Raw genomic sequence first — 25839 nt, 5'->3', positions numbered from 1 at the left:
CGCCGAAAAGGTTCGGACGGACGACCGAAAGTGATGCGGGTGGACGCGAAAGACATGGGCACCGACCTCAAGTCGGTGCTCATCACCAAGGAAGAGATCGACGCCAAGCTGGTTGAGCTGGCCGCGAAGATCGACGCGGAGTACGCGGGCAAGGACCTGCTGATCGTCGGTGTCCTCAAGGGCGCGGTGATGGTCATGGCGGACCTGGCGCGTGCGGTGTCCACCCCCGTCACCATGGACTGGATGGCGGTGTCGTCGTACGGCGCGGGCACCCAGTCCTCGGGCGTGGTCCGGATCCTCAAGGACCTCGACACCGACATCAAGGGCAAGCACGTCCTGATCGTCGAGGACATCATCGACTCGGGGCTGACGCTCTCCTGGCTGATCTCCAACCTCGGCTCCCGCGAGCCCGCCTCGCTCAAGGTGTGCACCCTGCTGCGCAAGCCGGACGCGGCCAAGGTCGCGATCGACGTGGAGTGGGTCGGCTTCGACATCCCGAACGAGTTCGTCATCGGCTACGGCCTGGACTACGCCGAGAAGTACCGCAACCTCCCGTTCGTCGGTACGCTCGCGCCGCACGTCTACGGCGGCTAGCACAGCCGTCCGGGGCGCCGGGAACCCCAGCGGGGTTCCCGCCGTTGGAGCATGCGTAGGCGGGATTGCCAGCCGTCCCCTGCGGCTTCGGGTGACAATGCTGGGGTACCGTCCGAAGAACAGTCTTTAAAAGTCTTTATCAAACTCACTATGGCAGGAGGGACGGGGCGTCACCGCTCCGTATGGATGGACGTGAAGCGATACTTCCGTGGGCCGGTCATGTGGATCGTGCTGGCCGTCCTTGCCGTGGTCGTGTTGATGCAGGTCGTCGGCTCGTCCGGCGGCTACAAGACAGTGGACACCGGCCAGGTCGTCCAAGCGATCAATGACAACAAGGTCGAGTCGGCCAAGATCACCACCGGCGACGAGCAGATCATCAAGGTCTCTCTCAAGGATGGCGAGAAGGTCGACGGCAGCTCCAAGATCCAGGCGAGCTACATCGGCAACCAGGGCGTGACCCTGGCAGACACCCTTCAGAACAAGTTCCAGAACAAGCAGATCCCGGACGGCTACACCGTCGCGCCGTCCAAGCAGAACCCGTTCCTGGGCATCCTGCTGTCGCTGCTTCCGTTCGTCCTCATCGTCGTCGTCTTCCTGTTCCTGATGAACCAGATGCAGGGCGGCGGCTCCCGGGTCATGAACTTCGGGAAGTCCAAGGCGAAGCTCATCACCAAGGACACCCCGAAGACGACGTTCGCCGACGTCGCGGGCTCGGACGAGGCGGTCGAGGAGCTCCACGAGATCAAGGAGTTCCTCCAGGAACCGGCCAAGTTCCAGGCCGTCGGGGCGAAGATCCCCAAGGGCGTGCTCCTGTACGGGCCTCCTGGAACCGGTAAGACGCTGCTCGCGCGTGCTGTCGCGGGCGAGGCGGGCGTTCCCTTCTACTCGATCTCGGGTTCCGACTTCGTCGAGATGTTCGTCGGTGTCGGTGCCTCCCGAGTCCGTGACCTGTTCGAGCAGGCCAAGGCGAACGCTCCGGCGATCGTCTTCGTCGACGAGATCGACGCGGTCGGCCGGCACCGCGGCGCGGGCCTCGGCGGCGGTCACGACGAGCGCGAGCAGACGCTGAACCAGCTGCTCGTCGAGATGGACGGCTTCGACGTGAAGGGCGGCGTCATCCTGATCGCCGCCACGAACCGGCCCGACATCCTCGACCCGGCCCTCCTGCGCCCCGGCCGTTTCGACCGCCAGATCGCGGTCGACCGTCCGGACATGCAGGGCCGTCTGGAGATCCTCAAGGTCCACCAGAAGGGCAAGCCGGTCGCCCCGGGCGTCGACCTCGGCGCGGTCGCCCGGCGCACGCCGGGCTTCACCGGCGCGGACCTGTCGAACGTGCTGAACGAAGCTGCGCTGCTCACCGCGCGTAACAACGGGAAGCTGATCGACAACGACATGCTGGACGAGGCGATCGACCGTGTGGTCGCGGGCCCGCAGAAGCGGACCCGGATCATGTCGGACAAGGAGAAGAAGATCACCGCGTACCACGAGGGCGGCCACGCCCTGGTCGCGGCGGCGTCTCCGAACTCCGACCCGGTCCACAAGATCACCATCCTGTCGCGTGGCCGTGCCCTCGGCTACACGATGGTCCTGCCGGACGAGGACAGGTACTCCACGACCCGCAACGAGATGCTCGACCAGCTGGCGTACATGCTGGGCGGGCGCGCGGCCGAGGAGCTCGTCTTCCACGACCCGACCACGGGTGCCGCGAACGACATCGAGAAGGCCACAGCCACGGCCCGCGCGATGGTCACGCAGTACGGCATGACCGAGCGTCTCGGCGCGATCAAGTTCGGCGGCGACAACACCGAGCCCTTCCTGGGCCGGGAGATGTCGCACCCGCGTGACTACTCGGAAGAAGTGGCCGCGCTCGTCGACGAAGAGGTCAAGAAGCTCATCGAGAACGCGCACAACGAGGCCTGGGAGATCCTGGTCGAGAACCGCGACGTCCTCGACAACCTGGTGCTCCAGCTGCTGGAGAAGGAGACGCTGAGCAAGGAGCAGATCGCCGAGATCTTCGCTCCCATCGTGAAGCGTCCGGCCCGTCCCGCGTGGACCGGCTCCTCCCGGCGTACCCCGTCCACCCGCCCGCCGGTGCTCTCCCCCAAGGAGCTGTCACTGACGAACGGGGCGAACGGCGCCACGCCGGCCATCGCCGGTGTGACGGAGTCCGTCCCGGCGAAGGAAGCGGTTCCGGAGGAGCGTCCCGAGAGCTGACACCGGCTCCCGGCGTCCTGACCAGGCCCGGAATGGATGCCGCGCCCCTCAGGTTTTAACCTGAGGGGCGCGGCATTTTCGTATGCCCGTACGTCTGGCGCGTCGACCCGCACGCGTGAGAGGCACCAGGAACGAGGACCACATGACCGACCCCGTGACGCTGGACGGCGATGGTGAGATCGGCGAGTTCGACGAGAAACGAGCCGAGAACGCCGTACGAGAGCTCCTCATCGCGGTCGGCGAGGATCCGGACCGTGAGGGGCTCCGGGAGACTCCGGGGCGGGTGGCGCGGGCCTACCGGGAGATATTCGCCGGTCTGTGGCAGCGGCCCGAGGACGTGCTCACGACGACGTTCGACCTCGGGCACGACGAGATGGTCCTGGTGAAGGACATCGAGGTGCTGAGCTCCTGCGAACACCACCTCGTGCCGTTCGTCGGGGTCGCGCACGTCGGCTACATCCCGTCGTCCGACGGCAAGATCACGGGCCTCTCGAAGCTGGCGCGCCTCGTGGACGTGTACGCCCGCCGTCCGCAGGTGCAGGAGCGGCTGACGACCCAGGTCGCCGACTCGCTGATGAAGATCCTCGAACCGCGCGGGGTGATCGTGGTCGTCGAGTGCGAGCACATGTGCATGTCGATGCGGGGCGTGCGCAAGCCCGGGGCCAAGACCATCACCTCGGCGGTGCGCGGGCAGTTGCGTGACCCCGCCACCCGCAACGAGGCGATGAGCCTGATCATGGCGCGGTAGCGGTCCGCGTACGGGCGGCCGCTCGGGTCCGGTGGACAGCGTGCCCCGTCCCGAGGGCGTCCCTACACGACCGGGGCGGTGCCGCCGTTCTCGTCGTCGTCCTCCGGGAGCTTGCAGACGCGCTCCAGGAAGAAGGCGGCCGCTATGACGCCGAGGCCGGCGAGGACCGAGAAGCCGGCGTAGATGGCCTGGTCGCGGCGGGCGGGGATGTCCAGGGACTCCAGCAGGAACACGCCCGTGCCGCCGTACATCCCGGCCACCAGGGCGGCGACCAGGGCGCTTGCCTGCCCGAAGACGACGGCGCGGGCCGCCATCAGGGGGTCGACTCCCTTGGCACCCGGGCGGCGCTCCCGCTGGGCCCTGAGGCGGGCGCGCAACGAGAGCGCGGTGGCCAGCAGGACGACCGCGATCAGGGCCAGGACGATGGGGGCGGCCAGCGGGACCCGGGGCAGCGTGCCCACCGAGTTCCACAGACGGGCACCTGCCCAGGACAGCACCCCCGCGATGACGAACACCGCGGCCAGCGTCCTGATACGCAGCTCTTTCACATTGCCCCTTCGGTAGGCCGCCTCTGGTCGTCCTGACCTTAACGACTACTCGGGCAGCCGGAGTTCCAGGTCGACGCGGGGCGCCACCCCGTCGCGCGCGACGTCCGCCAGGAGCTGGGCCACGGGGCCGCGGCCGGGGAGCTGCGCCTCGGGTTCCACGTCGTGCCAGGGGGCGAGGACGAAGGCCCGCTCGTGGGCGTACGGGTGAGGGAGGGTCAGGACCGGGTCGTCGGAGACCACGTCCGCGTACGCCACGATGTCGACGTCGATCGTGCGCGGGCCCCAGTTCTCCTCGCGCACCCGGTGGAAGGCCTCCTCGACCGCGTGGGCGCGCTCCAGGAGGGAGGAGGGGGGCAGGGTCGTCCGCAGGACCACCACCGCGTTGAAGTACGTCGGCTGGCTGTCCGGGGCGACGCCCCAGGGCTCTGTCTCGTAGACGGGGGAGACCGCTTTGACACGGACGCCGGGGGTGTCCTCCAGGGCGTCGATGGCGCCCTGGAGGGTCTCCAGGCGGTTGCCCAGGTTCGAACCGAGGGAGATGACCGCTCGCTTCGGGTTCTGGAGGGTCGTGTCCGCGGCGTCCACCTGTTCCGTCACGGAGGCGGGCACCGGCTGGACGGTCGGGTCGCTCTGACCCTCGGTGAAGAAGGCGGTCATGCTCGGCTCCGGGTGATGGTGACGGTCACGTCGTCGAAGGGCACCGTGATCGGCGCGTCCGGTTTGTGGACGCAGACCTCGACCTCCTGCACGCCGTCGTGCTTCAGACACGTCCGGGCGATCCGCTCGGCCAGCGTCTCGATGAGATCGACGGGCTCGCCCTCGACGACCGCCACGACCTCCTCCGCCACCACGCCGTAGTGCACGGTCTTCGCCAGGTCGTCGTCGGCCGCGGCCGCTCGGGTGTCCAGGCCCAGCGTCAGGTCCACGATGAAGGTCTGGCCCTCCTCGCGCTCCCTGGCGAAGACGCCATGGTGCCCGCGGGCCTTGAGGCCGCGCAGCGCGACACGATCCACGCGAATCACTCCTGCAATTGTCGGTAGAGGCAGGTACGTACCTGGTGCGGTCGGAACACCGGCCTCGAACGAATCTACCTGCGGGCACTGACAGTCCTGGTCCGCGGGGGCGAGTGCCCTGTGGATGGTCACGAGGCTTCATCGGGCGTTTCCCCTGGGGAACACGGCGGCTCACGGGTTGGTAGCCGCCCCTACCCAGGGGTACGTGATTCCAACCACGGCCTCACACCCCTGGACCGCTACTCCAGTCAGCCGGGGGACTCCTGGTCCTCCGCCTCGCCCGTTTCGGCGAGGACGGGTGAGGCGTGGTGCGACCAGAGTTTCCAGCCGTAGGCCGTGCGGCGGAACACGTTCGTGGCGACGACCAGCTGGCCGAGGAGCGGGCCCAGCTCGTCGCTGTCGTCGGGGGCGGGTCCGCCGCTGAGGATGTTCTCGGTGCAGGTGACCAGTGCCGTGTCGCCGACGACGGAGACGTGTACGTCGGTGAGGAAGAACTGGATGTACTCGGTGTTGGCCATCACCAGCGCATAGGAGCGCAGCACCTCGCCGCGGCCGTTGAGGACGGGCCAGCCGGGGTGGACGCAGGAGACGCCCGGCCCTTCGCGCTCCTCCTCGCCCCCGCTCCCGACGGTGTCGTCGGCCACGTCCGAGGGGGCCAGCCAGAGGGACGACAGGGTGTCGAAGTCGCCCTGCTCCAACGCCTCGTAGAACGCCGTGTTGGCGAGTTCGACCTGTTCGATGTCCGTACGGGGGGTGCTCACCGGGCTCCCTCTACGGCCCTGGCGACGCGCACGGCGTCGGCGGTGGCCCTGACCTCGTGGACGCGGACCGCCCAGGCGCCCTGGTGGGCGGCGAGGGCGGAGACGGCGGCGGTGGCGGCGTCGCGCTCCCGCGCGGGCGGCGGAGCGCCTTCGGGGCCCGCGAGGACGCGGCCCAGGAACCGCTTGCGGGACGCGGCGACCAGCAGGGGGCGGCCGAGTTCGCGCAGCCGGTCGAGGTGGGCCAGGAGCACGAGGTCGTGCTCGGAGTCCTTGGAGAAGCCGAGGCCCGGGTCTATGACGATCCTGTCGGGGGCGACGCCGCCGGCCAGAACGGCCTCCACGCGTGCGTGCAGCTCGTCGACGACCTCGGAGACGACGTCCTCGTACGTCCCCCGCACGTTGCCGCCCTCCAGGAAGCCGCGCCAGTGCATGACGACGAAGGGCGCGCCCGTCGCCGCGACGACCGGGATCATGGCGGGATCGGCGAGGCCGCCGCTGACGTCGTTGACCAGGACGGCTCCCGCGGCGAGCGCCTGCTCGGCGACGCCCGCCCGCATGGTGTCCACGGACACGGTGACGCCCTCGGACGCGAGGCCCCTGACGACGGGGATGACCCGCTTGAGCTCCTCCGCCTCATCGACGCGGGCGGCGCCGGGGCGGGTGGACTCGCCGCCGACGTCCACCAGGTCGGCGCCCTCGGAGACCAGGTCGAGGCCGTGTTTCACGGCGGCCGTCGTGTCGAACCAGCGGCCTCCGTCGGAGAAGGAATCAGGGGTCACGTTGACGACTCCCATGACCGCGCAGCGGTCCCACGTCGGCAGTCCCGCGACCTGGCCGCGCACGCGCCCGCGCTCGATGCTCATACGTCCAGCCTAGGCCTCTGGCAGGTGACGTCTCCGACCCCGTGGACCGGCGGCCCTCCCGGGCGGCCCCCCGGCGGTGCCTTCCGGCCGCCTCCGGTGTCTTCCGACCGCCTCGCGGCCCGTGTCACGCCTGCCCACCGACCCGCCGGGGCATGGCGCCGGACTACGCCGTCCGGACCTCCCGCTCCGCCACCGCGTGCGCGCAGGGGCGCGGAGCCGCCCGGCGGCGCCGCGGCAGGCGTGGCAGGGCGAGGCTGACGAAACCCTCGGCCCGCATGGCGGCGAGGCCGATGCGGGGGAGATCGCGGGAGGTGCGGTAGACGACGAAACGGGGCTCCCAGCGGGGGCGGAACTTGGCGTTGAACCTGTACAGGGACTCGATCTGGAACCAGCGCGAGAGGAAGACCAGCAGGCTCCGCCAGACGCGCAGCACCGGGCCCGCGCCGATCTTCTCGCCGCGCGCGAGCGCCGAGCGGAACATCGCGAAGTTCAGCGAGACCCGCTCGATTCCGAGGCGGGGGGCCGCCTGGAGAGCGGCCACGATGAGGAGCTCGTTCATTCCGGGGTCCGCGGCGCGGTCACGGCGCATGAGGTCGAGGGACACGCCGTCCCCGCCCCAGGGGACGAAGTGGAGTACGGCCTTCAGGTCGCCGTACGGGGCGGGGGCGGCATACGGGCCTGGTCCGCCGTACGGGCCGGAAGGGGCGTGGATGTGTGTGCCGGAGGGGGTGTTGGCGCGTGTGCCGGAAGGGGCGTAGGCGCGTGTGCCGGAAAGGGCATCGGTGCGTGGCTCCGCCCGGATGGCGGGCTCGTCGGGCTTGTGGGCGGTGGCGATCAGGCAGTCGCCGTCGGCCTCGTCGCCGATACGGCCGAGTGCCATGGAGAAGCCGCGTTCGGTGTCCGTACCACGCCAGTCCTCCGTGGCGCGCCGGATCCGCTCCAGCTCACCCTCGCTCAGGTCGCGTACCCGCCGTACCCGGGTCTCGTAACCCGCCCTCTCGATACGTTTCACCGTCTGGCGCACATTCCGCATCGGGCGCCCGGACAGGGAGAAATCCACGGTGTCCACCACCGCCTCGTCACCGAGTTCGAGGGCGTCGAGACCGGTCTCGCGGGTCCACACCTCGCCGCCGGTCTCGGAGCAGCCCATCACGGCGGGCGTCCAGGAGTGCGCCTTGGCCTCGTCCATGAAGCGTTCGATGGCGCCGGGCCAGGCCTCCACGTCGCCCACGGGGTCGCCGCTCGCCAGCATCACTCCCGACACGACGCGGTAGGTCACCGCCGCCTTGCCGCTCGGTGAGAAGACGACCGCCTTGTCGCGGCGGAGCGCGAAGTGGCCGAGGGAGTCACGGCCGCCGTGCTTGGCCAGGAGGGCGCGCAGCCGGCTCTCGTCCTCCTCGGTCAGCCGCGCGGCGGGGTGTTCGGGGCGGAAGGCGAGGTAGATCGTGGTGATCGCGGTCAGCAGGCCCAGCGCGCCCAGCGAGAAGGCGACCGTCGACGAGGTCGGTCCTGTGTAGTCCAGGGGCCCTTCGAAGCCGAACAGGCCGTACAGGACATGGGTGATGCGGTCGGCCAGACTCGGGTCGCCGACCATCCGCTTCGCGTGGGCGCTGACGATGACCAGTCCGAGGACCAGTGAACCGGCGCCCATCAGAACGAAGTTGGCGAGCGCCCGCCAGCGGCTGCGCGGGTCCGGCAGCGCGGCGAACTCGGCCCGGTGACGCAGCAGCGGCGCGAGCAGCGCCAGCGAGATGACGACACCGATGAGCGAGTGCCGGTACGCGAACTGCGCGACCGCGCCCGCCGGCAGCAGCGCGACGGCGGCCCGCCACGCCCGGCGTTTGTGGCGGCGCAGCCCGTGGGCGAGCAGCAACAGCAGTACGCCGCTGCTCAGCGACAGCGCGGCGGCGAACGGGCCCAGCGCGCCCGGAAGTACCTCGGCCACGGTGTGCATACGGCTGTGCCGGAACCGCGGGAAGACGCCCGCGGCGACATCCAGGAACCCCACGAGCGTGCAGGCGGTGGCGATCAGGGCGGGAACGGCGTCGGGCCGCGGACCCCGGACCAGCGGACCCCGGACCAGCGGACCCCGCACCAGCGGGCTACGGGCCAGGGGGTCGCGGACCTGTCGGCCCCGGACTGTGCGCCGTACGCGGCTTGTTCGGTCCGGAACCTCGTCCGACATTTCACCCTCTACCCTGACAGACATCGCATCCTGAGGTTCTGCGAAAGACCTTGGTTCCGGTGCCAATCCGGCATCCGGCGACATTGCGCCCTCTAGGACGGTCTCTTGGGGACGCGGGTTCACTCCGCACGGGAAAGCCGGTTCAAAGATCAGGGAAAGAGCGGGCGGAGCGGTTCATGGGCCGCACCGGATACCCGGCGTCGCTGAAGCCCTCGTCAAAGGCCCGCATTACCCGCGTACGGCATATGAGTTGGCCGGGCACCGCGCGATACCGGGTGCGTCGGTGACTCCTCGGGAGATCAATGCGCCCTGAAACCAGCTGCCCACCCGAAAGGCTTGATCGAATAGGGGCGTGAGTGCCCGCAGAGAGCGCCGAGTCGTGTGAAGGCTGCGAGACGGCTGTGTTTTTACCGGGCGGGGCACCAAGATTCGCCTACGCGCGGTAAGTTTCTGGCCATGCCACGTGGACGTCATCGCCATTCCCCGCCTCTGCACAGGCTGCTGCCTCCGTCGGCGATCGCGGGCGTCTCGCTCGTCTGCGCCGTGGGCCCCTGGCTGTTCACCGAGCCGATGGTGCTCCGTGGGCTGGCCGCGGGTGCCGCGTTGACGGCGGTGCTCGGCGCGGTCGTGCTGCGCCGCTGGGACTCGTCCGCGGGCAAACAGGTCGCCGACCTCACGCGCGCGCGGGCGAGCGACGAGTGGCGTCACGAGGAGCGCGTGGCCGAACTGGAGACCGACCTCGACGAGTCGCGCGAACTCCGGGTCAAGCTGGAGCACAAGCTGCGCGCGAAGCGGTCCGAGTTGGCCGGCCTGCGCAACGAACACGCGGCACTGCTCAGGCGGTACGCCACGGCGGAGACCGAGCGCGCGACCGCCCTGGAGGGGCGCCGGCTGCTGGAGATAGAAACGACGGAGCCGGCCCGCGCGCTGCCCGCCGCGCTGACGGCTTCGACTGCGACCACCGATACGCCCACAGATACGCCCACAGATACGGCTGCGGATTCGGATTCGGCTTCGAAGGCGGCTACTGCTGATGCCGAGGCATCTGAGTCGCCCGAATCGCTTGACACTTCTGCGGCGACCGAGGCGGCTGAGACGGGTTCCGCCGCCGGACCGGACGACTCCGCCGACGCCGACACCGACGCCGACTCCGACTCCGACTCCGACGGTAAGGCCGAGGATGCCAAGACCGCCGAAGCGGCCGAAGCAGCCGACGGCGAGGACGGCCCCGACGCGCCGGATGCCCCCGAGGTCTTCTCCCCGACCGGCTCGTCGCTCTTCCTGCGCGCCAACGCCGCGCTGAACCGGATCGCGAACGGCGCCCCGGGCACGGACGACGACCCGGAGCCGGACGCGGCCCTGCCGGGCGAGCCGGAACACGGCGGCTCGCAGGAGACCGGGACGGAGACGGCGGCCAAGGCGAGCGCGTCCGAGAGCGCCGCCCCCGAGGAGGGCGAGGCAGCGGGGAAGCCCGGGGCGGTCGGCGGTCATGAGCGCGCGGCCGCCGAGGCGAAGCCCTTCCCGCCCGAGCCCGCGCCGAAGAAGCCCTCGCCGTCGAGACGCTCCGCCGCGAAGTCCGCGTCGTCGAGGCGCTCTCCGGCGAAGCCCTCCCCGGCGGAGCCCACGCAGAGCCCGTCCCCGGCATCAGTCCCGTCCCCGTCCCCGGCACCGGCCCCGTCGGCTGAGAACGTCGAGCCCACGGACCACCCTGAGCCGCCGACGCCCCCGGACCGCCCGGCTTCCGCCAAGTCGGCGAAGCCCGTCAAGCCGGTCAAGCCCGCCCCGTCCGCCGGGCACTTCACCGTGCCGACCGCGGTGGCCGTCGTACCGGCCGCGCCCGTCCGGCGTCCCTCCGTCGAGGGTGGCTTCGACTTCTTCGGCACACAGGCGGAGCAGGCAGAACGGGCCGAGCAGGCGGAACGGACGCGGCAGCCGGAGTCGCCGAACGCGCTGGACGCCGTACAGAACGAGGACCTCGCGGATGTCGTCGGCCAGGAGGCGCTCGCCCTTCACAAGGCCGAGGCGGAGTCCGGCTTCAAGCCGGCGGACGAGGAGTCCCGCGGCGTCGGCCAGGTCATCGACCTGACCGTCCACGACGAGACGGAGCGCATCGACGTGGCGGAACTGCGGAGCGCGGTCTCCTGACCCGACGGTCCTGACGACGTGAGAGTGGGCGGTGGCACCAGCCACCGCCCACTCTCACGTCACGGCCGAACCCTTCCTCACGCCATCCACCGGTCCGGCCGCGCCTCCCGCCGTCCCGTCCGTGACCGGTCGGCCTGGGACTCCAGCAGCTCCGCCGCCTCGGAGGCGTCCCGCAGCCGCGCCGTCACCTTCTTGTTGGCGCCCGTGTCCACATGGACGTCGGCGAGCCCCTTGAAGCGGGCCCAGGGCCCCTGCTTGAGCCGTACGCTCTGGACCTTCGCGTGCGGCACCAGCGCGACGTTGCGGCGCAGCAGCCCATGGCGGGCCACGAAGACCGTGTCGGTGACCGCGAGTCCGTAACCCCGCCACCAGAACGGCACGCACCAGCCGGCCCGGCGCGGCGGCCGTGACAGGGGCGACGGCACCGTCACGCCGGGCAGCACCCGCGCGATCATCGACTCGGCGACCTCGCGCGGAGCGACCGGCACGAGTACGGAGTTGGAGGACCCGGCCACGTCCAGCTCCACCCGTACCCAGCCCCGGCGGCGCCACAGCAGCGGTTCCACGATCCGTACGGTCTGCACGCGTCCGGGCGGCACCGTCTCGTGCGTACGGTCAAGGAGCCCGTGGTCGATCCGGAGGCCGTCAGGCGACTCGCCCACCGTCCAGTCGTACTCGGTGACGAACCGGCCCAGCGTGCTGGCACCCGCCGCTCCGAGCAGGGGCAGCGCGGTCGCGAGGACCGTCCACACGCTGTGGGTCGCCAGCCACAGCAGCGTCGGTACGACGAGGGCGGCGGTCAGCGTCGCCCAGGTGGCGCCGGTGAGCACCAGGGAGACGGCGAGCTTGCCGGCCGGCACGTGCAGCAGTTGCCGTACGGGTGCCTCGCCGACCTCGTGCGCCGTCTCGGGGGCGAAACCGGCGGCGCGGGCGAGGAGTTCGGCGCGCAGGGCGCGGGACTCGCCCTCGCCCAGGTAGGCGAGTTCGTCCTTCTTGTCGGTCCCGATGACGTCGAGTTTGAGCTTGGCGACGCCCGCGACGCGCGCCAGCAGCGGCTGGGTGATGTCGACGGCCTGGAGCCGGTCGAGCCGGATGTGCGCGGTGCGCCGGAACAACAGGCCGGTACGGATGCGCAGTTCGGTGTCGGTCACCGCGAAGTGGGTGAACCACCAGGTCAGAAAGCCGTAGAGGGCGCCGCCCAGGACGGCCGCCGCGAACCCGAGGAGCAGCGTGGTCGTGGTGAGCTTGGTCAGCTGCTCCTGCGCCTGGTTGGGGTCGTGCACGGCCCAGCCGGCGACGACCGCGACGGGCGCCCAGGCGCGGCGCAGCGGAGTCACGGGGTGCAGGCGCCGTTCGAGGAGCGGTTTCCCCTCCCGTATGCCCTTGTCGGCGCCCGTGGGCGCCGTGGGCGGCGTCGTCACAGTCCTGCCGATCGGGCTTCGCCCAGCTCGGTGAGCCGGTCGCGCAGCCGCTCGGCCTCGTCCGGATCAAGGCCGGGGATGCGCGCGTCGGTCGCCGCCGCGGCGGTGTGCAGCTGCACACTCGCGAGCCCGAAGTGGCGCTCGACGGGCCCGGAGGTCACCTCGACCAACTGCATCCGCCCGTACGGCACCACGGTCTCCTCGCGCCACAGCACACCCTTGCTGATCAGCAGGTCGTCCGCCCGCTCGGCGTACCGCCAGGAGTGCCAGTTGCGCCCCAGCATCCGCCAGCCCCAGGCCAGCAGGGCGAGCGGCAGCAGGGCGAAGACGGCCCAGGCGGGCCCGGCGAACAGCCCGAGCAGCACCCCCACCGCGATGGCCAGCAGCCCCAGCCACACCACCAGCAGCATGCGTCGCATCCGCAGCAGCCCGCGGGGCAGCCCGGTCCAGACCGGCTCGGTGGCCGAATTTCCGGTGGTCTCCATGCTCCCCGTCTCCATGTGGCAAGCGTACGTACGAGACACTGTGCCCATGACTCCCACCACGGAGACCATGGTCGGTATCGGCGGCGCCGCGGAGAGCACCGACATGGTGCTCAACATCGGGCCCCAGCACCCGTCCACGCACGGTGTGCTGCGGTTGCGGCTCGTGCTGGACGGCGAGCGGATCCAGCACGCGGAGCCGGTCATCGGCTATATGCACCGCGGCGCGGAGAAACTCTTCGAGGCGCGTGACTACCGCCAGATCATCATGCTCGCCAACCGCCACGACTGGCTGTCCGCCTTCGCCAACGAGCTGGGTGTCGTCCTGGCCGTGGAGCGGATGCTCGGCATGGAGGTCCCCGAGCGCGCGGTGTGGACGCGCACGCTGCTCGCCGAGCTCAACCGGGTCCTGAACCACCTGATGTTCCTCGGCTCGTACCCCCTGGAGCTGGGCGGGATCACCCCGATCTTCTACGCCTTCACCGAGCGCGAGGAGCTCCAGCACGTCATGGAGGAGGTCTCCGGCGGCCGGATGCACTACATGTTCAACCGGGTCGGCGGCCTGAAGGAGGATCTCCCGGCCGGGTGGACCGGGCGCGCGCGGGACGCCGTCAGCGGTCTGCGCTCGCGGATGGGCGTGTACGACGACCTGGTGCTCGGCAACGAGATCTTCAGGGGGCGTACGCGGGGCGTGGGGGCGCTCACGCCGGAGGCCGTGCACGCGTACGGCGTGAGCGGGCCGATCGCGCGCGCCTCCGGGGTCGACTTCGACCTGCGCCGGGACGAGCCGTACCTCGCGTACGGCGAACTCCAGGACACCCTGAAGGTCGTCACGCGCCAGGAGGGCGACTGCCTGGCCCGGTTCGAGGTCCTCCTGGAGCAGACCCACAACGCCCTCGACCTCGCGGACGCCTGCCTCGACCGGCTCGCGGAACTGCGACCGGGCCCGATCAACCAGCGGCTGCCCAAGGTCCTCAAGGCGCCCGAGGGGCACACCTACGCCTGGACCGAGAACCCCCTCGGCATCAACGGCTACTACCTGGTCAGCAAGGGCGAGAAGACGCCGTACCGGCTGAAGCTGCGCTCGGCCTCGTTCAACAACATCCAGGCGCTCACCGAACTGCTGCCGGGCACGCTGGTCGCGGACATGGTGGCGATCCTGGGGTCACTGTTCTTCGTGGTCGGGGACATCGACAAGTAGGCCGCGGGCAGGCGGAGGGCCGCCCGCTCGCCGGGCGCCGGCGAGCAGATCGTTCAGCAGGTCGCCGAGCGGGTCGCCCAGCGGAGCGTCGGCGTCGGCAGGCCCGCCCGGCATGGCGACCGGCTGGAGCAGCCAGCCGAAGTCGCCCAGGCCGCCGGGCGCGGTCAGCTCGGCCGCCGCGCCGGCGTTCGCGAGGGCGCGTACGTACCCGGCGGGGTCCGTGGACGCGAGGGCGAGCGCTGGGCGAGCGCCGTTCACGCCCAGCGCGCGCAGGGCGTCCCGCTGGGTCGTCACGCGCCCTCCCGGCAGCGCGCACGCGTCCAGCGCCACATGTGCGGTGATGTCGCGGGAGCCGTCGGGGACGGGCACCGTCCCGCGCCCGTCCCGGAAGCCGGTGAGGGTGCCGAACGGCGGTCGCGCGCCGGCGGTGTGCGCGTAGTCGGCGGCCACGGCCAGACCGCTCCCGAGCGAGGCGACCGCGCCGGCCCAGGCCCTGTCCCTGGGGAGCCCGATCTCGGCCCGGCCCCCTTCGGGGGACAGCGGCCACCACTTCCGCAGCCACTCCGCCTCCGCGCCCCGCACCGGCTCCCCGAGCCGTTCGGTGCCGTCCCGGCGTACGAGCACCACGCGGGCCACGCCCTCGGCGTCCACCTCGGCGACCTCCAGGGGCACGTTGTCCAGCCACTCGTTGGCGAACAGCAGCCCGGTGACACCCCGCGGCGGCTCCGCCAGCCACTCGATCCGGTGATCGAGACCGGCGGGGCGGGCGGCGCGTTCGACGGCGTACCCGCGCGCGCGGGAGCCCACTTCGGCGGGGAGGGCGGCCAGCACGGCGGTCACGAGTTCGCCGCGGCCCGCCCCCATGTCGACGAAGGCGAGCGCGGCGGGACGGCCGAGCGCCTCGTCGACCCGGCACAGCAGGCGGGCCACGGCGCCCGCGAAGAGCGGGGAGGCGTGCACCGAGGTGCGGAAGTGGCCCGCGGGCCCCTCGGGCCTGCGGTAGAAGCCCTGAGGGCCGTACAAGGCCTCCTCCGTCGCCTCGCGCCAGCCCCGGAACACGTCCGTTTCCTCACGTCTCACGGGGCCAGGCTAAGCGGCCGGAGCCGGCGGGCCTCCACCTTGGGGAGTACGCGGGGCCCTCGCGGATCGATCCTCGGGTTGACCCCTGCACACTGCACGCTTCCCTACTCTGGGTTACGTGCAGCGCCTCTATGACTTTCTCCGCAGGCACCCGACGTGGGTCGACAGCTTCTGGGCCGTCGTCCTGCTCGGGATCACCGGTGCGAGTCTCACCAGTGTCGGCGGGAGCCGGGAGAGCACCCACGGGTCGCCCGCCGTGGCCCTCCCGATCGCCGTCCTCCTGTGCCTGGCGGTCGCGCTGCGCCGCCGCATGCCCGAGAAGATGCTGCTCCTCGTCGCCGCGATGGGCGGCGTCCAGCTGATCACGGACGTCGAGGTGATGCCCGCGGACTTCGCGATGCTGGTGATCATCTACACCGTCGCCGCGGACGGCGCCCGCTGGGCCTCCCGTTTCTCGCTGACCGGCGGTCTGGCCGCGGGGACCCTCGCGCAGATCCGCTGGCCCGAGGCGGAGACGAGCGCCCTGGGCGTCGTCCTGATAGCCGTCTTCCAGACGGTGCCCTTCGCGCTCGCCTGGGTGCTCGGCGACTCCATCCGCACCCGCCGCGCCTACCTCGCCCAGCTGGAGGAGCGCGCCGCCCGGCTGGAGAAGGAGCGCGAGGCACAGTCCAAGGTCGCCGTCGCCGCCGAGCGCGCCCGGATCGCCCGCGAACTGCACGACGTCGTCGCGCACAACGTCTCGGTGATGGTCGTCCAGGCCGACGGCGCCGCGTACGTCATGGACGCTGCCCCGGACCAGGCGAGGAAGGCCCTGGAGACCATCTCGGGGACCGGCAGGCAGGCCCTCGCCGAGATGCGCCGCCTGCTCGGCGTACTGCGCACCGGAGAGCACCAGGAGAGCGGCGAGTACGTGCCGCAGCCCGACGTCGAGCAGCTCGACGATCTCATCGCGCAGTGCCGCACCTCCGGCCTCCCCGTCGACTTCAAGGTGGAGGGCACCCCGCGCCCCCTCCCCAGCGGCGTGGAGCTCACGGCGTACCGCATCGTCCAGGAGGCGCTCACCAACACGCGCAAGCACGGGGGGCCGAACACCGGCGCCAGCGTGCGCCTGGTCTACTTCGACGACGGCCTCGGGCTGCTCGTCGAGGACGACGGCAAGGGCGCGCCCCACGAGCTGTACGAGGAGGGCGGCGCCGACGGCCAGGGGCACGGGCTGATCGGCATGCGGGAGCGCGTCGGTATGGTCGGCGGCACCCTGGACGCGGGGCCGCGGCCGGGCGGCGGATTCCGCATCAGCGCCCTGCTTCCGCTCAAGCCGGCCCACTGACACCTGTAACAGCCCCCTCACTCTCTGACTCTGACGGAACGGAAGAGGCCCCCGATGGCGATCCGCGTGATGCTCGTCGACGACCAGGTGCTGCTGCGCACCGGTTTCCGGATGGTGCTCGCCGCCCAGCCGGACATGGAGGTCGTGGCCGAGGCGGGCGACGGTGTCGAGGCCCTCCAGGTGCTGCGGGCGACCGAGGTCGACGTGGTGCTGATGGACGTCCGCATGCCGAAGCTGGACGGCGTCGAGACGACCCGGCGCATCTGCTCCGACCCCAACCCGCCGAAGGTGCTGATCCTCACCACCTTCGACCTCGACGAGTACGCCTTCTCCGGGCTCAAGGCCGGTGCCTCCGGCTTCATGCTCAAGGACGTGCCGCCCGCCGAACTCCTCGCCGCGATCCGCTCGGTGCACAGCGGCGACGCCGTGGTCGCGCCCTCCACCACCCGGCGGCTGCTCGACCGGTTCGCGCCGCTGCTGCCGCAGGCCGGGCAGCAGCCCCAGCACAAGGAGCTTGAGCGGCTCACCGAGCGCGAGCGCGAGGTCATGATCCTCGTCGCGCAGGGCCTCTCCAACAAGGAGATCGCGGCCCACCTGGTGCTGTCCGAGGCGACCGTCAAGACGCACGTGGGCCGCATCCTGACGAAGCTGGGGCTGCGCGACCGGGTGCAGGTCGTCGTCCTCGCGTACGAGACGGGGCTGGTGCGGGCGGGCGGCCAGGGCTGATCGCCCGGGGGCGTGACCGGGGCGTGACCGGCGCCCACTAGGGTCTGCGCATGCTCCTGTGGATCAACGGCCCCTTCGGGGGCGGCAAGACACAGACCGCACACGAGATCCAGCGACGGCTGGCCGGCAGCGTCGTCTGCGATCCGGAACTCGTCGGATTCGGACTGCGCCGCATGCTGCCGCCGGAACTGCGCGGCGACTTCCAGGACTTGAGGTCCTGGCGGCAGGGCGTGGTCGAGGTGCTCGACCTCGCCCTCACCAAGCAGGACGGCGTCGTGATAGCCCCGATGACGGTCACGGACCCCCGCTGCTTCGAGGAGACCGTCGGGCGGCTGCGCGAACTGGGCCACGACGTACGCCACTTCGCGCTCCTCGCCGACCGCGAGACCGTACGGAAACGGCTCCGCGAGCGCGGCTTCGGGCGCTTCCTCCAGTACGTCGCCGGCAAGGACGCCCCACTGCGGCGCGAGAGTTGGGCCCTGGAGCGGCTGGACGAGTGTCTGGAGCGGCTGCGCGAGCCGGAGTTCGCCGAGCACCTGTGGACCGACGGCACGACGGTCACCAGGACGGCCGACCGCATCGCGGTACTCGCGGGCCTCACCCTCGCCCCGAACCGGGACGGGCTGGTCCGGGGCCGCCTGCGGCGGGCGTGGACGAGCGCGCGGCACATCCGCCTCGACTGAGACCGGTCGGCGGGGCCCTCAGCGCAGGATCCCCTCCAGGAAGTCGCTGCCCAGCCGGGCCACGACGGTGACGTCCAACTGGTGCAGCACGTAACGCCCGCGGCGCTGTGTGGTGAGCAGGCCCGCCTTCTTGAGCACGCCCAGGTGGCGGGATATCTCGGGGGCGGTCATGCCGTGCACCTGCGCCAGCTCGCCGGTGGTGTACGCGCTGCGGGCCAGATGACGGCAGAGCCGCATCCGCACCGGGTGGGACAGCGCGGTCATCCGCAGGGAGAGCTGATCGACCGTGGGCGGGGCGGCCGGCTCGGGAGCGCTGACCGGGTAGTGCAGGAGCGGCTGCCAGCCGTACCGGTGCAGCACGTTCAGATGCGGGCGGCCCAGGCTGGTCGGTACGAGGAGGAGGCCGCCGTCCGTGGTGACGGTGCGGCCCTGGATCAGCTTGTCGACGGTGATCCGTCCCGCGGCCTCGTCCAGCGTCACGACGGGGGACACCGAGGCCAGTGCCTCGCCGAGGCCCTTGTGCCGGAGCAGCTCCGTCTTGCGCCGGGCGTCCGCCGCGAGCTGGTGGCGCAAGCGGGACCAGGTGTCGGCGAAGAATGCCTCGTCGCAGTCCCGCAGGAAGCCCCTCAGCCAGGCCCGGACGCTCGGCGGGTCCTGGAGCAGCCGCTCGGTGAACCGCACCTGCCGCGGCCCGCGCGAGGCCGCCACGTCGAGGGCCCGCCCGCGGACGACGGGGTCGGAGAGGATGTGCGGCACCCGGGAGTCGTAGGTGAGCATGCACGTGAACTCCAGCGCCGCGTCCACGAACTGCTCGTCCGTCAGCTTGTCCAGCAGATCCAGGTCCTCGGCGAGGGTCGCGCCCGGCGTGGCTCCGCCCGGGATCCCGGCGGCGGGCAGGAACAGGTCCGAGAACGTCGACCGCCACAGGAAGTCCGCCTCGCACATCCGGTCCGCGAGATGCGGGTCGAGCCGTGCGGTCACCCCGGTCGTCCAGCCCTGGAGCGCCGGGTGGTGGCCCGGCTCGGACAGGACGTGCAGCGCCATCCCGAGCTCGGCCAGCGGTGAGGGCACGAAGGCGATGCCCTCCTGCCGAAGCCCGGTGACGTCGATGCGCACGCTCATGAACCCATGGTGCACCCCGCCACTGACAACGCCTCCGCCGGTCGACCGGGCCGACCTGTCGATCGAGGCGACACCGTCCGCGCGGAGGCGCACGCTGGATCCAGCGGGCCTCGCGGGCCGTCGGATCCCGTCCCCCTCCTCGTCCCGAGAGGCGATCCGTCCCGAGAGGCGGTGGGTCATGAGCATCACCCAGCAGTACCTTCTGGACACCTACCGGGCGCGCTCGCACGGCGAGCCCGCCCCGCCGGCCCCCGGCACGTTCGACTGGCAGGTCGCGCGCGAGCTGCGGGACCGCCGGCGATTCCGGGCCGTCGTCGCGGAGCGTCCCGCGCACGGGGGGACACGGGAGGCCCTGGGCCGCCGGCTGCGTGGGTGGGGGCCGCACCCTGGTCGGTGAGGCCTACCGGGGGTTGAAGCTCACCTCGGCCGGTGAGGCCCACCGGGGGTTGAAGCTGACCTCGGCCTGTCAGGCCCACTGGGGACTGAAGCCCACCGGAGGTTGAAGCTCACCTCGGCCGGTGAGGCCCACCGGGGGTTGAAGCTGACCTCGGCCTGTCAGGCCCCCTGAGGGCTGGAGCCCACCCCGGTCGGTGAAGCCCACCACAGGCTGGAGCCCACCAAGGGCGCGCGCCCTCAGCCGGGCAGCCGTTCGGCGAAGTCCCGGACCGCCGTCCTGACGTCCTGGGCCGTCCACTCCAGGCCGGGCGCCGCGACCGTGACCTCGGTGTACGCCAGCCCTGGCCCGCCCCGCGTCCAGCCCTGCGCGAAGACGCCGGTCCTCGTCTCCTCCAGCTGCCGCAGCCCCGCCTCGCCGAGCGCGTCGTGGTCGTACGGGAGCCAGACCTGGAACTGGTGGGTGTGCGGTTCCTCGGGGTGGACGCGCACCCAGGGGACACCGGCCTCGGTGAACCCCTCGCGCAGAGCGGCGGCGACCACGCGCGCGTGGGCCACGTACTCCGGCAGCCGGGGCAGCTCGCGCTCCAGGCCGATCAGGGCCGCGAGGGCGGTGGGGAACTGCTGGATGATCATGCCGCCGTACCGGTGCCGCCAGGTCTTCGCCTCGTCGATGAGCGTCCGCGGGCCCGCGACGGCCGCTCCGCCGAATCCGCCGAGCGACTTGTAGAACGACACGTAGACGCTGTCCGCGAGGCCCGCGATCTCCTCCAGCGGGCGGCCCAGGCTCGCGGTGCACTCCCACAGCCGGGCCCCGTCGAAGTGCACCACCGCGTCCCGCTCCCGCGCGGCGTCGACGACCTCGGTGAGCTCCTCCCAGGAGGGCAGCACGAAACCGGCGTCCCTGAGCGGCAGTTCGAGCATCAGCGTGCCGAAGGGCTCGGGGAGGTCGCGCACCTCCTCGGCGGTCGGCAGCCGCGGCTCGTCCGTCACGTGGACCGGACGCAGACCGCTGACCCGGCTGAACGCGTGCCGCTCGTGGACCTCCGGATGACTCAGCGGATGCAGCGCGACGGTCGCGTTCCCGGTCCGGCCCGCCCAGCAGCGCAGGGCGACCTGCTGAGCCATGGTGCCGGTGGGGAAGAAGGCGGCGGCCTCCATGCCGAGCAGGCCGGCGACCCGTTCCTCCAGGGTCTCGACGAGCCGGTCCCCGTACATGTCGACCGGCTGGTCGAGGTCGTACACGCCCTCGGCCCCGTCGTTCAGCCACGTCAGCCGGTCGCGGACAGTGGCTTGGTGGCTGGGGCGCCACAGCACTCGCCGCGCGGCCCGCCAGGCGGCGACCCGCCGCTCCCGCATCCGGTCGGCCGTCACGTCCGCGGTCCGTCCGGCCGCGCTCTCCACCGTCCCGTCCCCGGTCCGTCCCATCGACTCGTCCACCGACTCGTCCGTCGCCTTGTCCGCCGTATCGCTCATTCCCGGATGATGCCGCGCGTCCGGCCGCGGCACACCTGGATTTCCGCACCCCCGCGACCTGCGGAAACCCACAGCCTGTGGACAACGAAAACGGCCCAGGGACCAATCGCGTTAACATGACGAGAAATCGTCCGGTACCCCGAGCGGACTGGAACGGGAAGGCCGCCGTCGAGTGAGTACATTCCAACAGCCAGACCCCAGGGACCGCCCCGCGCGGCTGACCGTCGGTGTCGTCGGCGCCGGCCGGGTGGGCCCCACCCTGGCCGCGGCCCTCCAGCTCGCCGGGCACCGCCCGGTGGCCGTCTCGGGTGTCTCCGACGCCTCCGTACGGCGGGCCGCGCAGCTGCTGCCCGACGTGCCGGTGGTGACCCCGGCCCAGGTCATGGAGCGGGCCGATCTGGTGCTGCTGACCGTCCCCGACGACGCCCTGCCGGGGCTCGTGGAGGGGCTCGCCGAGACCGGTGCGGTGCGGCCCGGCCAACTGCTCGTGCACACCTCCGGGCGGTACGGCACACATGTGCTCGACCCGGCGCTCAGGGCAGGCGCGCTGCCGCTGGCGCTGCACCCCGCGATGACCTTCACCGGCACCGCCGTCGACGTACAGCGGCTCGTCGGATGCTCCTTCGGGGTCACCGCGCCCCAGGAGCTGCGGCTGGCCGCCGAGGCCCTGGTCATCGAGATGGGCGGCGAGCCCGAGTGGATCGCCGAGGAGAACCGTCCGCTCTACCATGCCGCCCTCGCTCTCGGCGCCAACCATCTGGTGACCCTGGTCGCCGAGTCCATGGAGCTGCTGCGCGCCGCGGGCGTGGAGGCCCCCGACCGCATGCTGGGCCCGCTGCTCGGCGCCGCCCTGGACAACGCCCTCAGGTCGGGCGACGCGGCCCTCACGGGGCCCGTGGCGCGCGGGGACGCGGGCACGGTCGCCGCGCACGTCGCGGAGCTGCGCAAGCACGCCCCGCAGACCGTCCCCGGGTATCTCGCGATGGCCAGAGCGACCGCCGACCGCGCGCTCGCCCACGGGCTGCTCAAGCCGGAACTCGCCGAGGACCTGCTCGGGGTGCTCGCCGACGGGGCGCCGCTGCCCGAGGACGGGAGCGACCGATGACCGCCGTCCTCCTGCGCACCGCCGACGAGCTGCACGCGCGCGTGGGGGACGGCCGCCGAGCGGTCGTCATGACCATGGGCGCACTGCACGAGGGCCACGCCACGCTGATCCGCACCGCCCGGGAGATCGCCGGCGACGCGGGCGAGGTGGTCGTCACCGTCTTTGTGAACCCCCTCCAGTTCGGCGCAGGCGAGGACCTCGACCGCTACCCGCGCACCCTGGAAGCCGACATCAAGATCGCCGAAGAGGCGGGTGCGGACGTGGTGTTCGCCCCCTCCGTGGACGAGGTCTACCCCGGCGGCGAACCCCAGGTCCGCGTCAGCGCGGGCCCCATGGGCGAACGCCTCGAAGGAGCCACCCGCCCCGGCCACTTCGACGGCATGCTCACCGTCGTCGCCAAACTGCTGCACCTCACCCGGCCCGACGTGGCGCTGTACGGGCAGAAGGACGCCCAGCAGCTGGCCCTGATCCGGCGCATGGCGCGCGACCTGAACTTCGGCGTGGAGATCGTCGGCGTGCCCACCGTCCGCGAGGAGGACGGGCTCGCCCTCTCCAGCCGCAACCGCTACCTCTCCGCCCAGGAGCGGCGCACCGCGCTCGCCCTCTCGCGGGCCCTGTTCGCGGGCCGCGACCGGCACGCCGCCCAGGAGGCTCTGCGCGCGCGTGCCCGTGAAGTGCCCGCCACGCGCGCGCGTGCCGAGGCCCTCAGCGCGATCGGCGAGTCCCGCGCGGCGGCCGACGCGCACGCCATGGCGAAGGCCGTCCCCGGCGGCCCCGTCGGAGTCCGCGCGGCGGCCCGCCTCGCCCTGGACGAGGCGGCCCGGATGCGGCCGCCGCTCGTCCTGGACTACCTGGCCCTGGTCGACCCCTCCGACTTCACCGAGATCGGCGAGGACTTCACCGGCGAGGCGGTCCTCGCGGTCGCCGCCCGGGTCGGGACCACCCGTCTGATCGACAACCTCCCTCTCACCTTCGGAGCCGCCCCGTGACCGGCAAAGGCACAGGTACGGGTACCGGAACGAGCACCGGTACCGGCATACGACTGCACGCGCCCGCCCCCGGCTGGGCCCTCACCGCCGACGTCGTGGTCGTCGGCTCCGGGGTCGCGGGCCTCACCGCCGCCCTCCGCTGCGAGGCCGCGGGACTGCGGACCGTCGTCGTCACCAAGGCCCGCCTGGACGACGGCTCCACGCGCTGGGCGCAGGGCGGCATCGCCGCGGCCCTCGGCGAGGGCGACACCCCCGAACAGCACCTGGACGACACCCTGGTGGCCGGTGCGGGCCTGTGCGACGAGGGCGCCGTACGCATCCTCGTCACCGAGGGCCCCGACGCCGTACGCCGCCTCATCGAGACCGGCGCCCACTTCGACGAGTCCGCCGAGGGTGCCCTCGAGCTGACCCGGGAGGGCGGCCACCACCGCCGGCGCATCGCGCACGCGGGCGGCGACGCGACCGGCGCCGAGATCTCCCGAGCGCTCGTCGAGGCGGTTCGCGCGCGTGGCTTGCGCACGGTCGAGAACGCGCTCGTCCTGGACCTCCTCACGGACGCCGACGGCCGCACCGCGGGCGTGACCCTGCACGTCATGGGGGAGGGCCAGCACGACGGCGTGGGAGCCGTGCACGCCCCCACCGTGGTCCTCGCGACCGGCGGCATGGGCCAGGTCTTCTCCGCCACCACCAACCCGTCGGTGTCGACCGGCGACGGCGTGGCCCTGGCCCTGCGCGCGGGCGCGGAGATCTCCGACCTCGAATTCGTCCAGTTCCACCCGACGGTGCTCTTCCTGGGCGCGGACGCGGAGGGACAGCAGCCGCTCGTCTCCGAGGCGGTACGCGGCGAGGGCGCCCACCTGGTCGACGCGGACGGCGTGCGCTTCATGGTGGGTCAGCACGAGCTGGCGGAGCTGGCGCCCCGGGACATCGTCGCCAAGGGCATCATGCGCCGCATGCAGGAGCAGGACGCCGAGCACATGTTCCTCGACGCCCGGCACTTCGGCGCCGACATGTGGGAGCACCGCTTCCCGACCATCCTGGCCGCCTGCCGCGCCCACGGCATCGACCCGGTGACCGAGCCCGTCCCGGTCGCCCCGGCCGCCCACTACGCCTCCGGAGGCGTCCGCACCGACGCGCGGGGCCGCACCACGGTGCCGGGCCTGTACGCGTGCGGCGAGGTCGCCTGCACCGGCGTGCACGGCGCGAACCGGCTCGCCTCCAACTCCCTCCTGGAGGGCCTGGTCTACGCCGAGCGCATCGCGGCGGACATCGCGGCCCGCCACGAGGAGAACCGCCTCCACACGCGCGTGCCCGAGCCGGTCCCGCACCCGGAGAAGCCCGCTCACCCGCTGCTCGACCCGACGGCCCGGTTCGCGATCCAGCGGATCATGACGGACGGCGCCGGCGTCCTGCGCTCCGCCGACTCCCTCGCCCAGGCGGCCGACCGGCTGCACCGGCTGCACTCCGACGCCCGTGACGCCCTCGACGAGAACGGCAAGACCGCCGAGCCCGGCGTCGACACCTGGGAGGCCACCAACCTCCTGTGCGTGGCCAGGGCCCTGGTCACCGCCGCCCGCCTCCGCGAGGAGACCCGCGGCTGCCACTGGCGCGAGGACCACGCGGACCGGGACGACACGGACTGGCGCCGCCACATCGTCGTACGGCTGAATCCCGACAGGACCCTCGCCGTGCACACCACCGACACAGCAGACTTCCCCCCGACCCGGCAGCCCCGGTCGGCCACCCGTCCCCAGGAGCAGTGACAGCAGTGAGCACCCCCGACCTTCCCCTCGTCCAGAGCGGCGGCTGCGGCGACGGCTGCGGCTGCGGCGCCGAGGCGGACGAGACGTACCTCGACTGCGGCCTCGACCCCGCGCTCGTCCAGCTCCTCACCGAGGCGGGACTCGACCCCCTGGAGGTCGAGGACATCGCGAACGTGGCGATCCAGGAGGACCTCGCGCACGGCGTGGACGTGACGACCGTCGCGACCATTCCCGCGGACGCCGTCTCCACCGGTGACTTCACCGCCCGCGACGCCGGTGTCGTGGCGGGCCTGCGGGTGGCCGAGGCCGTCATCTCCGTGGTCTGCACGGACGAGTTCGAGGTCGAGCGGCACGTCGAGGACGGCGACCGGGTGGAGGCGGGCCAGAAGCTCCTGACCGTCACCACGCTCACCCGCGACCTGCTCACGGCCGAGCGCAGCGCGCTGAACCTGCTGTGCCGCCTCTCCGGCATCGCAACCGCCACGCGCGCGTGGGCGGACGCCCTGGAGGGCACCGGGACCCGGGTCCGCGACACCCGCAAGACGACGCCGGGCCTGCGCTCCCTGGAGAAGTTCGCGGTGCGCTGCGGCGGCGGCGTCAACCACCGCATGTCCCTCTCGGACGCGGCGCTGGTCAAGGACAACCACGTGGTCGCCGCGGGCGGCGTCTCCCAGGCCTTCAAGGCCGTGCGCGAGGCATTCCCCGACGTGCCGATCGAGGTCGAGGTCGACACCCTGGACCAGCTCGGCGAGGTCTTGGACGCGGGCGCCGACCTGATCCTGCTGGACAACTTCACGCCCGCCGAGTGTGAGGAGGCCGTCGCCCTCGTCGAGGGCCGCGCGCTCCTGGAGGCATCCGGCCGCCTCACCCTCGGCAACGCCGAGGCGTACGCCCAGACCGGCGTCGACTTCCTGGCGGTGGGCGCCCTCACGCACTCCTCGCCCATCCTGGACATCGGCCTCGACCTGCGCGAGGCGTCGACGGACGAGGCGGCATAGGA

General features: G+C 72.1%; 24 protein-coding genes. 13 read left to right on the top strand and 11 right to left on the bottom strand.

Translation table 11 applies throughout. From position 1 onward, the window contains the following. Positions 1–33: 33 nt before the first annotated feature. The 3 genes from hpt to folE all read left to right on the top strand — a co-directional run bounded on the left by hpt (position 34) and on the right by folE (position 3556). Complete coding sequence (gene hpt / locus ACIP79_RS04735) at positions 34–594, top strand: hypoxanthine phosphoribosyltransferase (protein ID WP_383680935.1); 561 nt, start codon at positions 34–36, stop codon at positions 592–594. A 186-nt stretch (positions 595–780) separates the two neighbouring features. After that, the gene (gene ftsH / locus ACIP79_RS04730; RefSeq protein ID WP_383680936.1) at positions 781–2808 is read left to right on the top strand and encodes an ATP-dependent zinc metalloprotease FtsH; all 2028 of its coding nucleotides are present in this window, start codon (positions 781–783) and stop codon (positions 2806–2808) included. Positions 2809–2950: 142 nt separating this feature from the next. Next, positions 2951–3556, top strand: a complete 606-nt coding sequence (folE, locus tag ACIP79_RS04725) for a GTP cyclohydrolase I FolE (protein WP_401219380.1) — start codon at positions 2951–2953, stop codon at positions 3554–3556. Positions 3557–3618: 62 nt separating this feature from the next. Here the strand turns inward: folE and ACIP79_RS04720 are convergent, their stop codons facing one another. From ACIP79_RS04720 to ACIP79_RS04695, 6 genes are all read right to left on the bottom strand, one after another. Continuing rightward, the gene (locus ACIP79_RS04720) at positions 3619–4104 is read right to left on the bottom strand and encodes a DUF3180 domain-containing protein (RefSeq protein WP_401219378.1); all 486 of its coding nucleotides are present in this window, start codon (positions 4102–4104) and stop codon (positions 3619–3621) included. 45 nt (positions 4105–4149) lie between these two features. Then, positions 4150–4761 (bottom strand): 2-amino-4-hydroxy-6-hydroxymethyldihydropteridine diphosphokinase, encoded by a 612-nt coding sequence (gene folK, locus ACIP79_RS04715; protein WP_401219375.1) that lies wholly within the window; start codon positions 4759–4761, stop codon positions 4150–4152. After that, complete coding sequence (gene folB / locus ACIP79_RS04710; RefSeq protein ID WP_401219372.1) at positions 4758–5117, bottom strand: dihydroneopterin aldolase; 360 nt, start codon at positions 5115–5117, stop codon at positions 4758–4760. Before folB ends, folK begins: the two co-directional genes overlap by 4 nt. 248 nt (positions 5118–5365) lie before the next feature. Next, a complete protein-coding gene (locus ACIP79_RS04705; RefSeq protein ID WP_401219370.1) occupies positions 5366–5878 on the bottom strand; it encodes a nuclear transport factor 2 family protein in 513 nt (170 codons plus the stop codon). Further along, positions 5875–6741 (bottom strand): dihydropteroate synthase, encoded by an 867-nt coding sequence (folP, locus tag ACIP79_RS04700; protein ID WP_401219367.1) that lies wholly within the window; start codon positions 6739–6741, stop codon positions 5875–5877. Before folP ends, ACIP79_RS04705 begins: the two co-directional genes overlap by 4 nt. 163 nt (positions 6742–6904) lie before the next feature. Then, positions 6905–8926, bottom strand: coding sequence for a phosphatidylglycerol lysyltransferase domain-containing protein (locus ACIP79_RS04695; RefSeq protein WP_401219364.1), 2022 nt, complete (start codon positions 8924–8926; stop codon positions 6905–6907). A gap of 456 nt (positions 8927–9382) precedes the next feature. Here ACIP79_RS04695 and ACIP79_RS04690 point away from each other — a divergent pair, with 456 nt between their 5' ends. Then, on the top strand, positions 9383–11071 hold the full coding sequence (locus ACIP79_RS04690) for a hypothetical protein (protein ID WP_401219362.1): 1689 nt from the start codon (positions 9383–9385) through the stop codon (positions 11069–11071). Between the two features lie 77 nt (positions 11072–11148). Here ACIP79_RS04690 and ACIP79_RS04685 read toward each other — a convergent pair whose 3' ends face one another. Beyond that, positions 11149–12492, bottom strand: coding sequence for a PH domain-containing protein (locus ACIP79_RS04685; protein ID WP_383681584.1), 1344 nt, complete (start codon positions 12490–12492; stop codon positions 11149–11151). Continuing rightward, complete coding sequence (locus ACIP79_RS04680) at positions 12489–12992, bottom strand: PH domain-containing protein (RefSeq protein WP_401219359.1); 504 nt, start codon at positions 12990–12992, stop codon at positions 12489–12491. The genes ACIP79_RS04685 and ACIP79_RS04680 overlap by 4 nt, the downstream gene beginning before the upstream one ends. A 31-nt stretch (positions 12993–13023) precedes the next feature. Between ACIP79_RS04680 and ACIP79_RS04675 the strand changes: the two genes are divergently transcribed. Then, positions 13024–14175, top strand: a complete 1152-nt coding sequence (locus ACIP79_RS04675; protein WP_383681587.1) for an NADH-quinone oxidoreductase subunit D — start codon at positions 13024–13026, stop codon at positions 14173–14175. Here the strand turns inward: ACIP79_RS04675 and ACIP79_RS04670 are convergent. Next, a complete protein-coding gene (locus tag ACIP79_RS04670; RefSeq protein ID WP_401219356.1) occupies positions 14140–15255 on the bottom strand; it encodes an SAM-dependent methyltransferase in 1116 nt (371 codons plus the stop codon). The genes ACIP79_RS04675 and ACIP79_RS04670 overlap by 36 nt on opposite strands. A gap of 118 nt (positions 15256–15373) precedes the next feature. Here ACIP79_RS04670 and ACIP79_RS04665 point away from each other — a divergent pair, with 118 nt between their 5' ends. Genes ACIP79_RS04665 through ACIP79_RS04655 form a run of 3 tightly spaced genes read left to right on the top strand, consistent with a single transcriptional unit; the run spans position 15374 to position 17991 of the window. Then, the gene (locus ACIP79_RS04665; RefSeq protein WP_401219353.1) at positions 15374–16582 is read left to right on the top strand and encodes a sensor histidine kinase; all 1209 of its coding nucleotides are present in this window, start codon (positions 15374–15376) and stop codon (positions 16580–16582) included. A 54-nt stretch (positions 16583–16636) separates the two neighbouring features. Beyond that, positions 16637–17308 (top strand): response regulator, encoded by a 672-nt coding sequence (locus ACIP79_RS04660; protein ID WP_401219350.1) that lies wholly within the window; start codon positions 16637–16639, stop codon positions 17306–17308. Positions 17309–17358: 50 nt separating this feature from the next. Further along, positions 17359–17991, top strand: coding sequence for an AAA family ATPase (locus tag ACIP79_RS04655; protein ID WP_401219348.1), 633 nt, complete (start codon positions 17359–17361; stop codon positions 17989–17991). An 18-nt stretch (positions 17992–18009) separates the two neighbouring features. Here ACIP79_RS04655 and ACIP79_RS04650 read toward each other — a convergent pair whose 3' ends face one another. Continuing rightward, a complete protein-coding gene (locus tag ACIP79_RS04650; protein ID WP_401219345.1) occupies positions 18010–19113 on the bottom strand; it encodes a DUF5937 family protein in 1104 nt (367 codons plus the stop codon). 178 nt (positions 19114–19291) lie between these two features. On the opposite strand from ACIP79_RS04650, the gene ACIP79_RS04645 reads away from it, so the two are divergent. Next, positions 19292–19510 (top strand): hypothetical protein, encoded by a 219-nt coding sequence (locus ACIP79_RS04645; RefSeq protein ID WP_401219343.1) that lies wholly within the window; start codon positions 19292–19294, stop codon positions 19508–19510. A 236-nt stretch (positions 19511–19746) separates the two neighbouring features. Here ACIP79_RS04645 and ACIP79_RS04640 read toward each other — a convergent pair whose 3' ends face one another. Continuing rightward, the gene (locus tag ACIP79_RS04640; RefSeq protein WP_401219341.1) at positions 19747–20982 is read right to left on the bottom strand and encodes a threonine aldolase family protein; all 1236 of its coding nucleotides are present in this window, start codon (positions 20980–20982) and stop codon (positions 19747–19749) included. A 172-nt stretch (positions 20983–21154) separates the two neighbouring features. On the opposite strand from ACIP79_RS04640, the gene ACIP79_RS04635 reads away from it, so the two are divergent. From ACIP79_RS04635 to nadC, 4 genes are read left to right on the top strand one after another with little or no spacing between them, the layout of a single operon-like run. Next, positions 21155–22087 (top strand): Rossmann-like and DUF2520 domain-containing protein, encoded by a 933-nt coding sequence (locus tag ACIP79_RS04635; protein ID WP_401219339.1) that lies wholly within the window; start codon positions 21155–21157, stop codon positions 22085–22087. Then, positions 22084–23076 carry a pantoate--beta-alanine ligase gene (gene panC, locus ACIP79_RS04630; RefSeq protein WP_401219337.1) on the top strand — a complete coding sequence of 331 codons (993 nt, stop codon included), beginning with the start codon at positions 22084–22086 and terminating at the stop codon, positions 23074–23076. Before ACIP79_RS04635 ends, panC begins: the two co-directional genes overlap by 4 nt. Next, entirely contained in the window at positions 23073–24839 is a 1767-nt protein-coding gene (locus ACIP79_RS04625) for an L-aspartate oxidase (RefSeq protein ID WP_401219335.1), read from the top strand. The genes panC and ACIP79_RS04625 overlap by 4 nt, the downstream gene beginning before the upstream one ends. A 5-nt stretch (positions 24840–24844) precedes the next feature. Next, positions 24845–25837: a carboxylating nicotinate-nucleotide diphosphorylase gene (gene nadC / locus ACIP79_RS04620; protein WP_401219333.1), complete on the top strand. Its 993-nt coding sequence runs from the start codon at positions 24845–24847 to the stop codon at positions 25835–25837. Positions 25838–25839 lie beyond the last annotated feature (2 nt).

It is taken from the genome of Streptomyces sp. NPDC088747 (genome assembly GCF_044751025.1).
Taxonomy (GTDB): Bacteria; Actinomycetota; Actinomycetes; order Streptomycetales; family Streptomycetaceae; genus Streptomyces.
This window is presented reverse-complemented; position numbering and strand designations above follow the sequence as displayed.

Excerpts from the sequence above, each read along its gene's own strand:
- ACIP79_RS04695 (WP_401219364.1), bottom strand. The coding sequence starts at position 8,926 with ATGTCGGACGAGGTTCCGGACCGAACAAGCCGCGTACGGCGCACAGTC.
- folP (WP_401219367.1), bottom strand. The coding sequence starts at position 6,741 with ATGAGCATCGAGCGCGGGCGCGTGCGCGGCCAGGTCGCGGGACTGCCG.
- ACIP79_RS04660 (WP_401219350.1), top strand. The coding sequence starts at position 16,637 with ATGGCGATCCGCGTGATGCTCGTCGACGACCAGGTGCTGCTGCGCACC.
- ACIP79_RS04650 (WP_401219345.1), bottom strand. The coding sequence starts at position 19,113 with ATGAGCGTGCGCATCGACGTCACCGGGCTTCGGCAGGAGGGCATCGCC.
- ACIP79_RS04640 (WP_401219341.1), bottom strand. The coding sequence starts at position 20,982 with ATGAGCGATACGGCGGACAAGGCGACGGACGAGTCGGTGGACGAGTCG.
- folE (WP_401219380.1), top strand. The coding sequence starts at position 2,951 with ATGACCGACCCCGTGACGCTGGACGGCGATGGTGAGATCGGCGAGTTC.
- folK (WP_401219375.1), bottom strand. The coding sequence starts at position 4,761 with ATGACCGCCTTCTTCACCGAGGGTCAGAGCGACCCGACCGTCCAGCCG.
- ACIP79_RS04690 (WP_401219362.1), top strand. The coding sequence starts at position 9,383 with ATGCCACGTGGACGTCATCGCCATTCCCCGCCTCTGCACAGGCTGCTG.
- ACIP79_RS04645 (WP_401219343.1), top strand. The coding sequence starts at position 19,292 with ATGAGCATCACCCAGCAGTACCTTCTGGACACCTACCGGGCGCGCTCG.
- ACIP79_RS04675 (WP_383681587.1), top strand. The coding sequence starts at position 13,024 with ATGACTCCCACCACGGAGACCATGGTCGGTATCGGCGGCGCCGCGGAG.
- panC (WP_401219337.1), top strand. The coding sequence starts at position 22,084 with ATGACCGCCGTCCTCCTGCGCACCGCCGACGAGCTGCACGCGCGCGTG.
- ftsH (WP_383680936.1), top strand. The coding sequence starts at position 781 with ATGGACGTGAAGCGATACTTCCGTGGGCCGGTCATGTGGATCGTGCTG.
- ACIP79_RS04680 (WP_401219359.1), bottom strand. The coding sequence starts at position 12,992 with ATGGAGACGGGGAGCATGGAGACCACCGGAAATTCGGCCACCGAGCCG.
- hpt (WP_383680935.1), top strand. The coding sequence starts at position 34 with ATGCGGGTGGACGCGAAAGACATGGGCACCGACCTCAAGTCGGTGCTC.
- ACIP79_RS04655 (WP_401219348.1), top strand. The coding sequence starts at position 17,359 with ATGCTCCTGTGGATCAACGGCCCCTTCGGGGGCGGCAAGACACAGACC.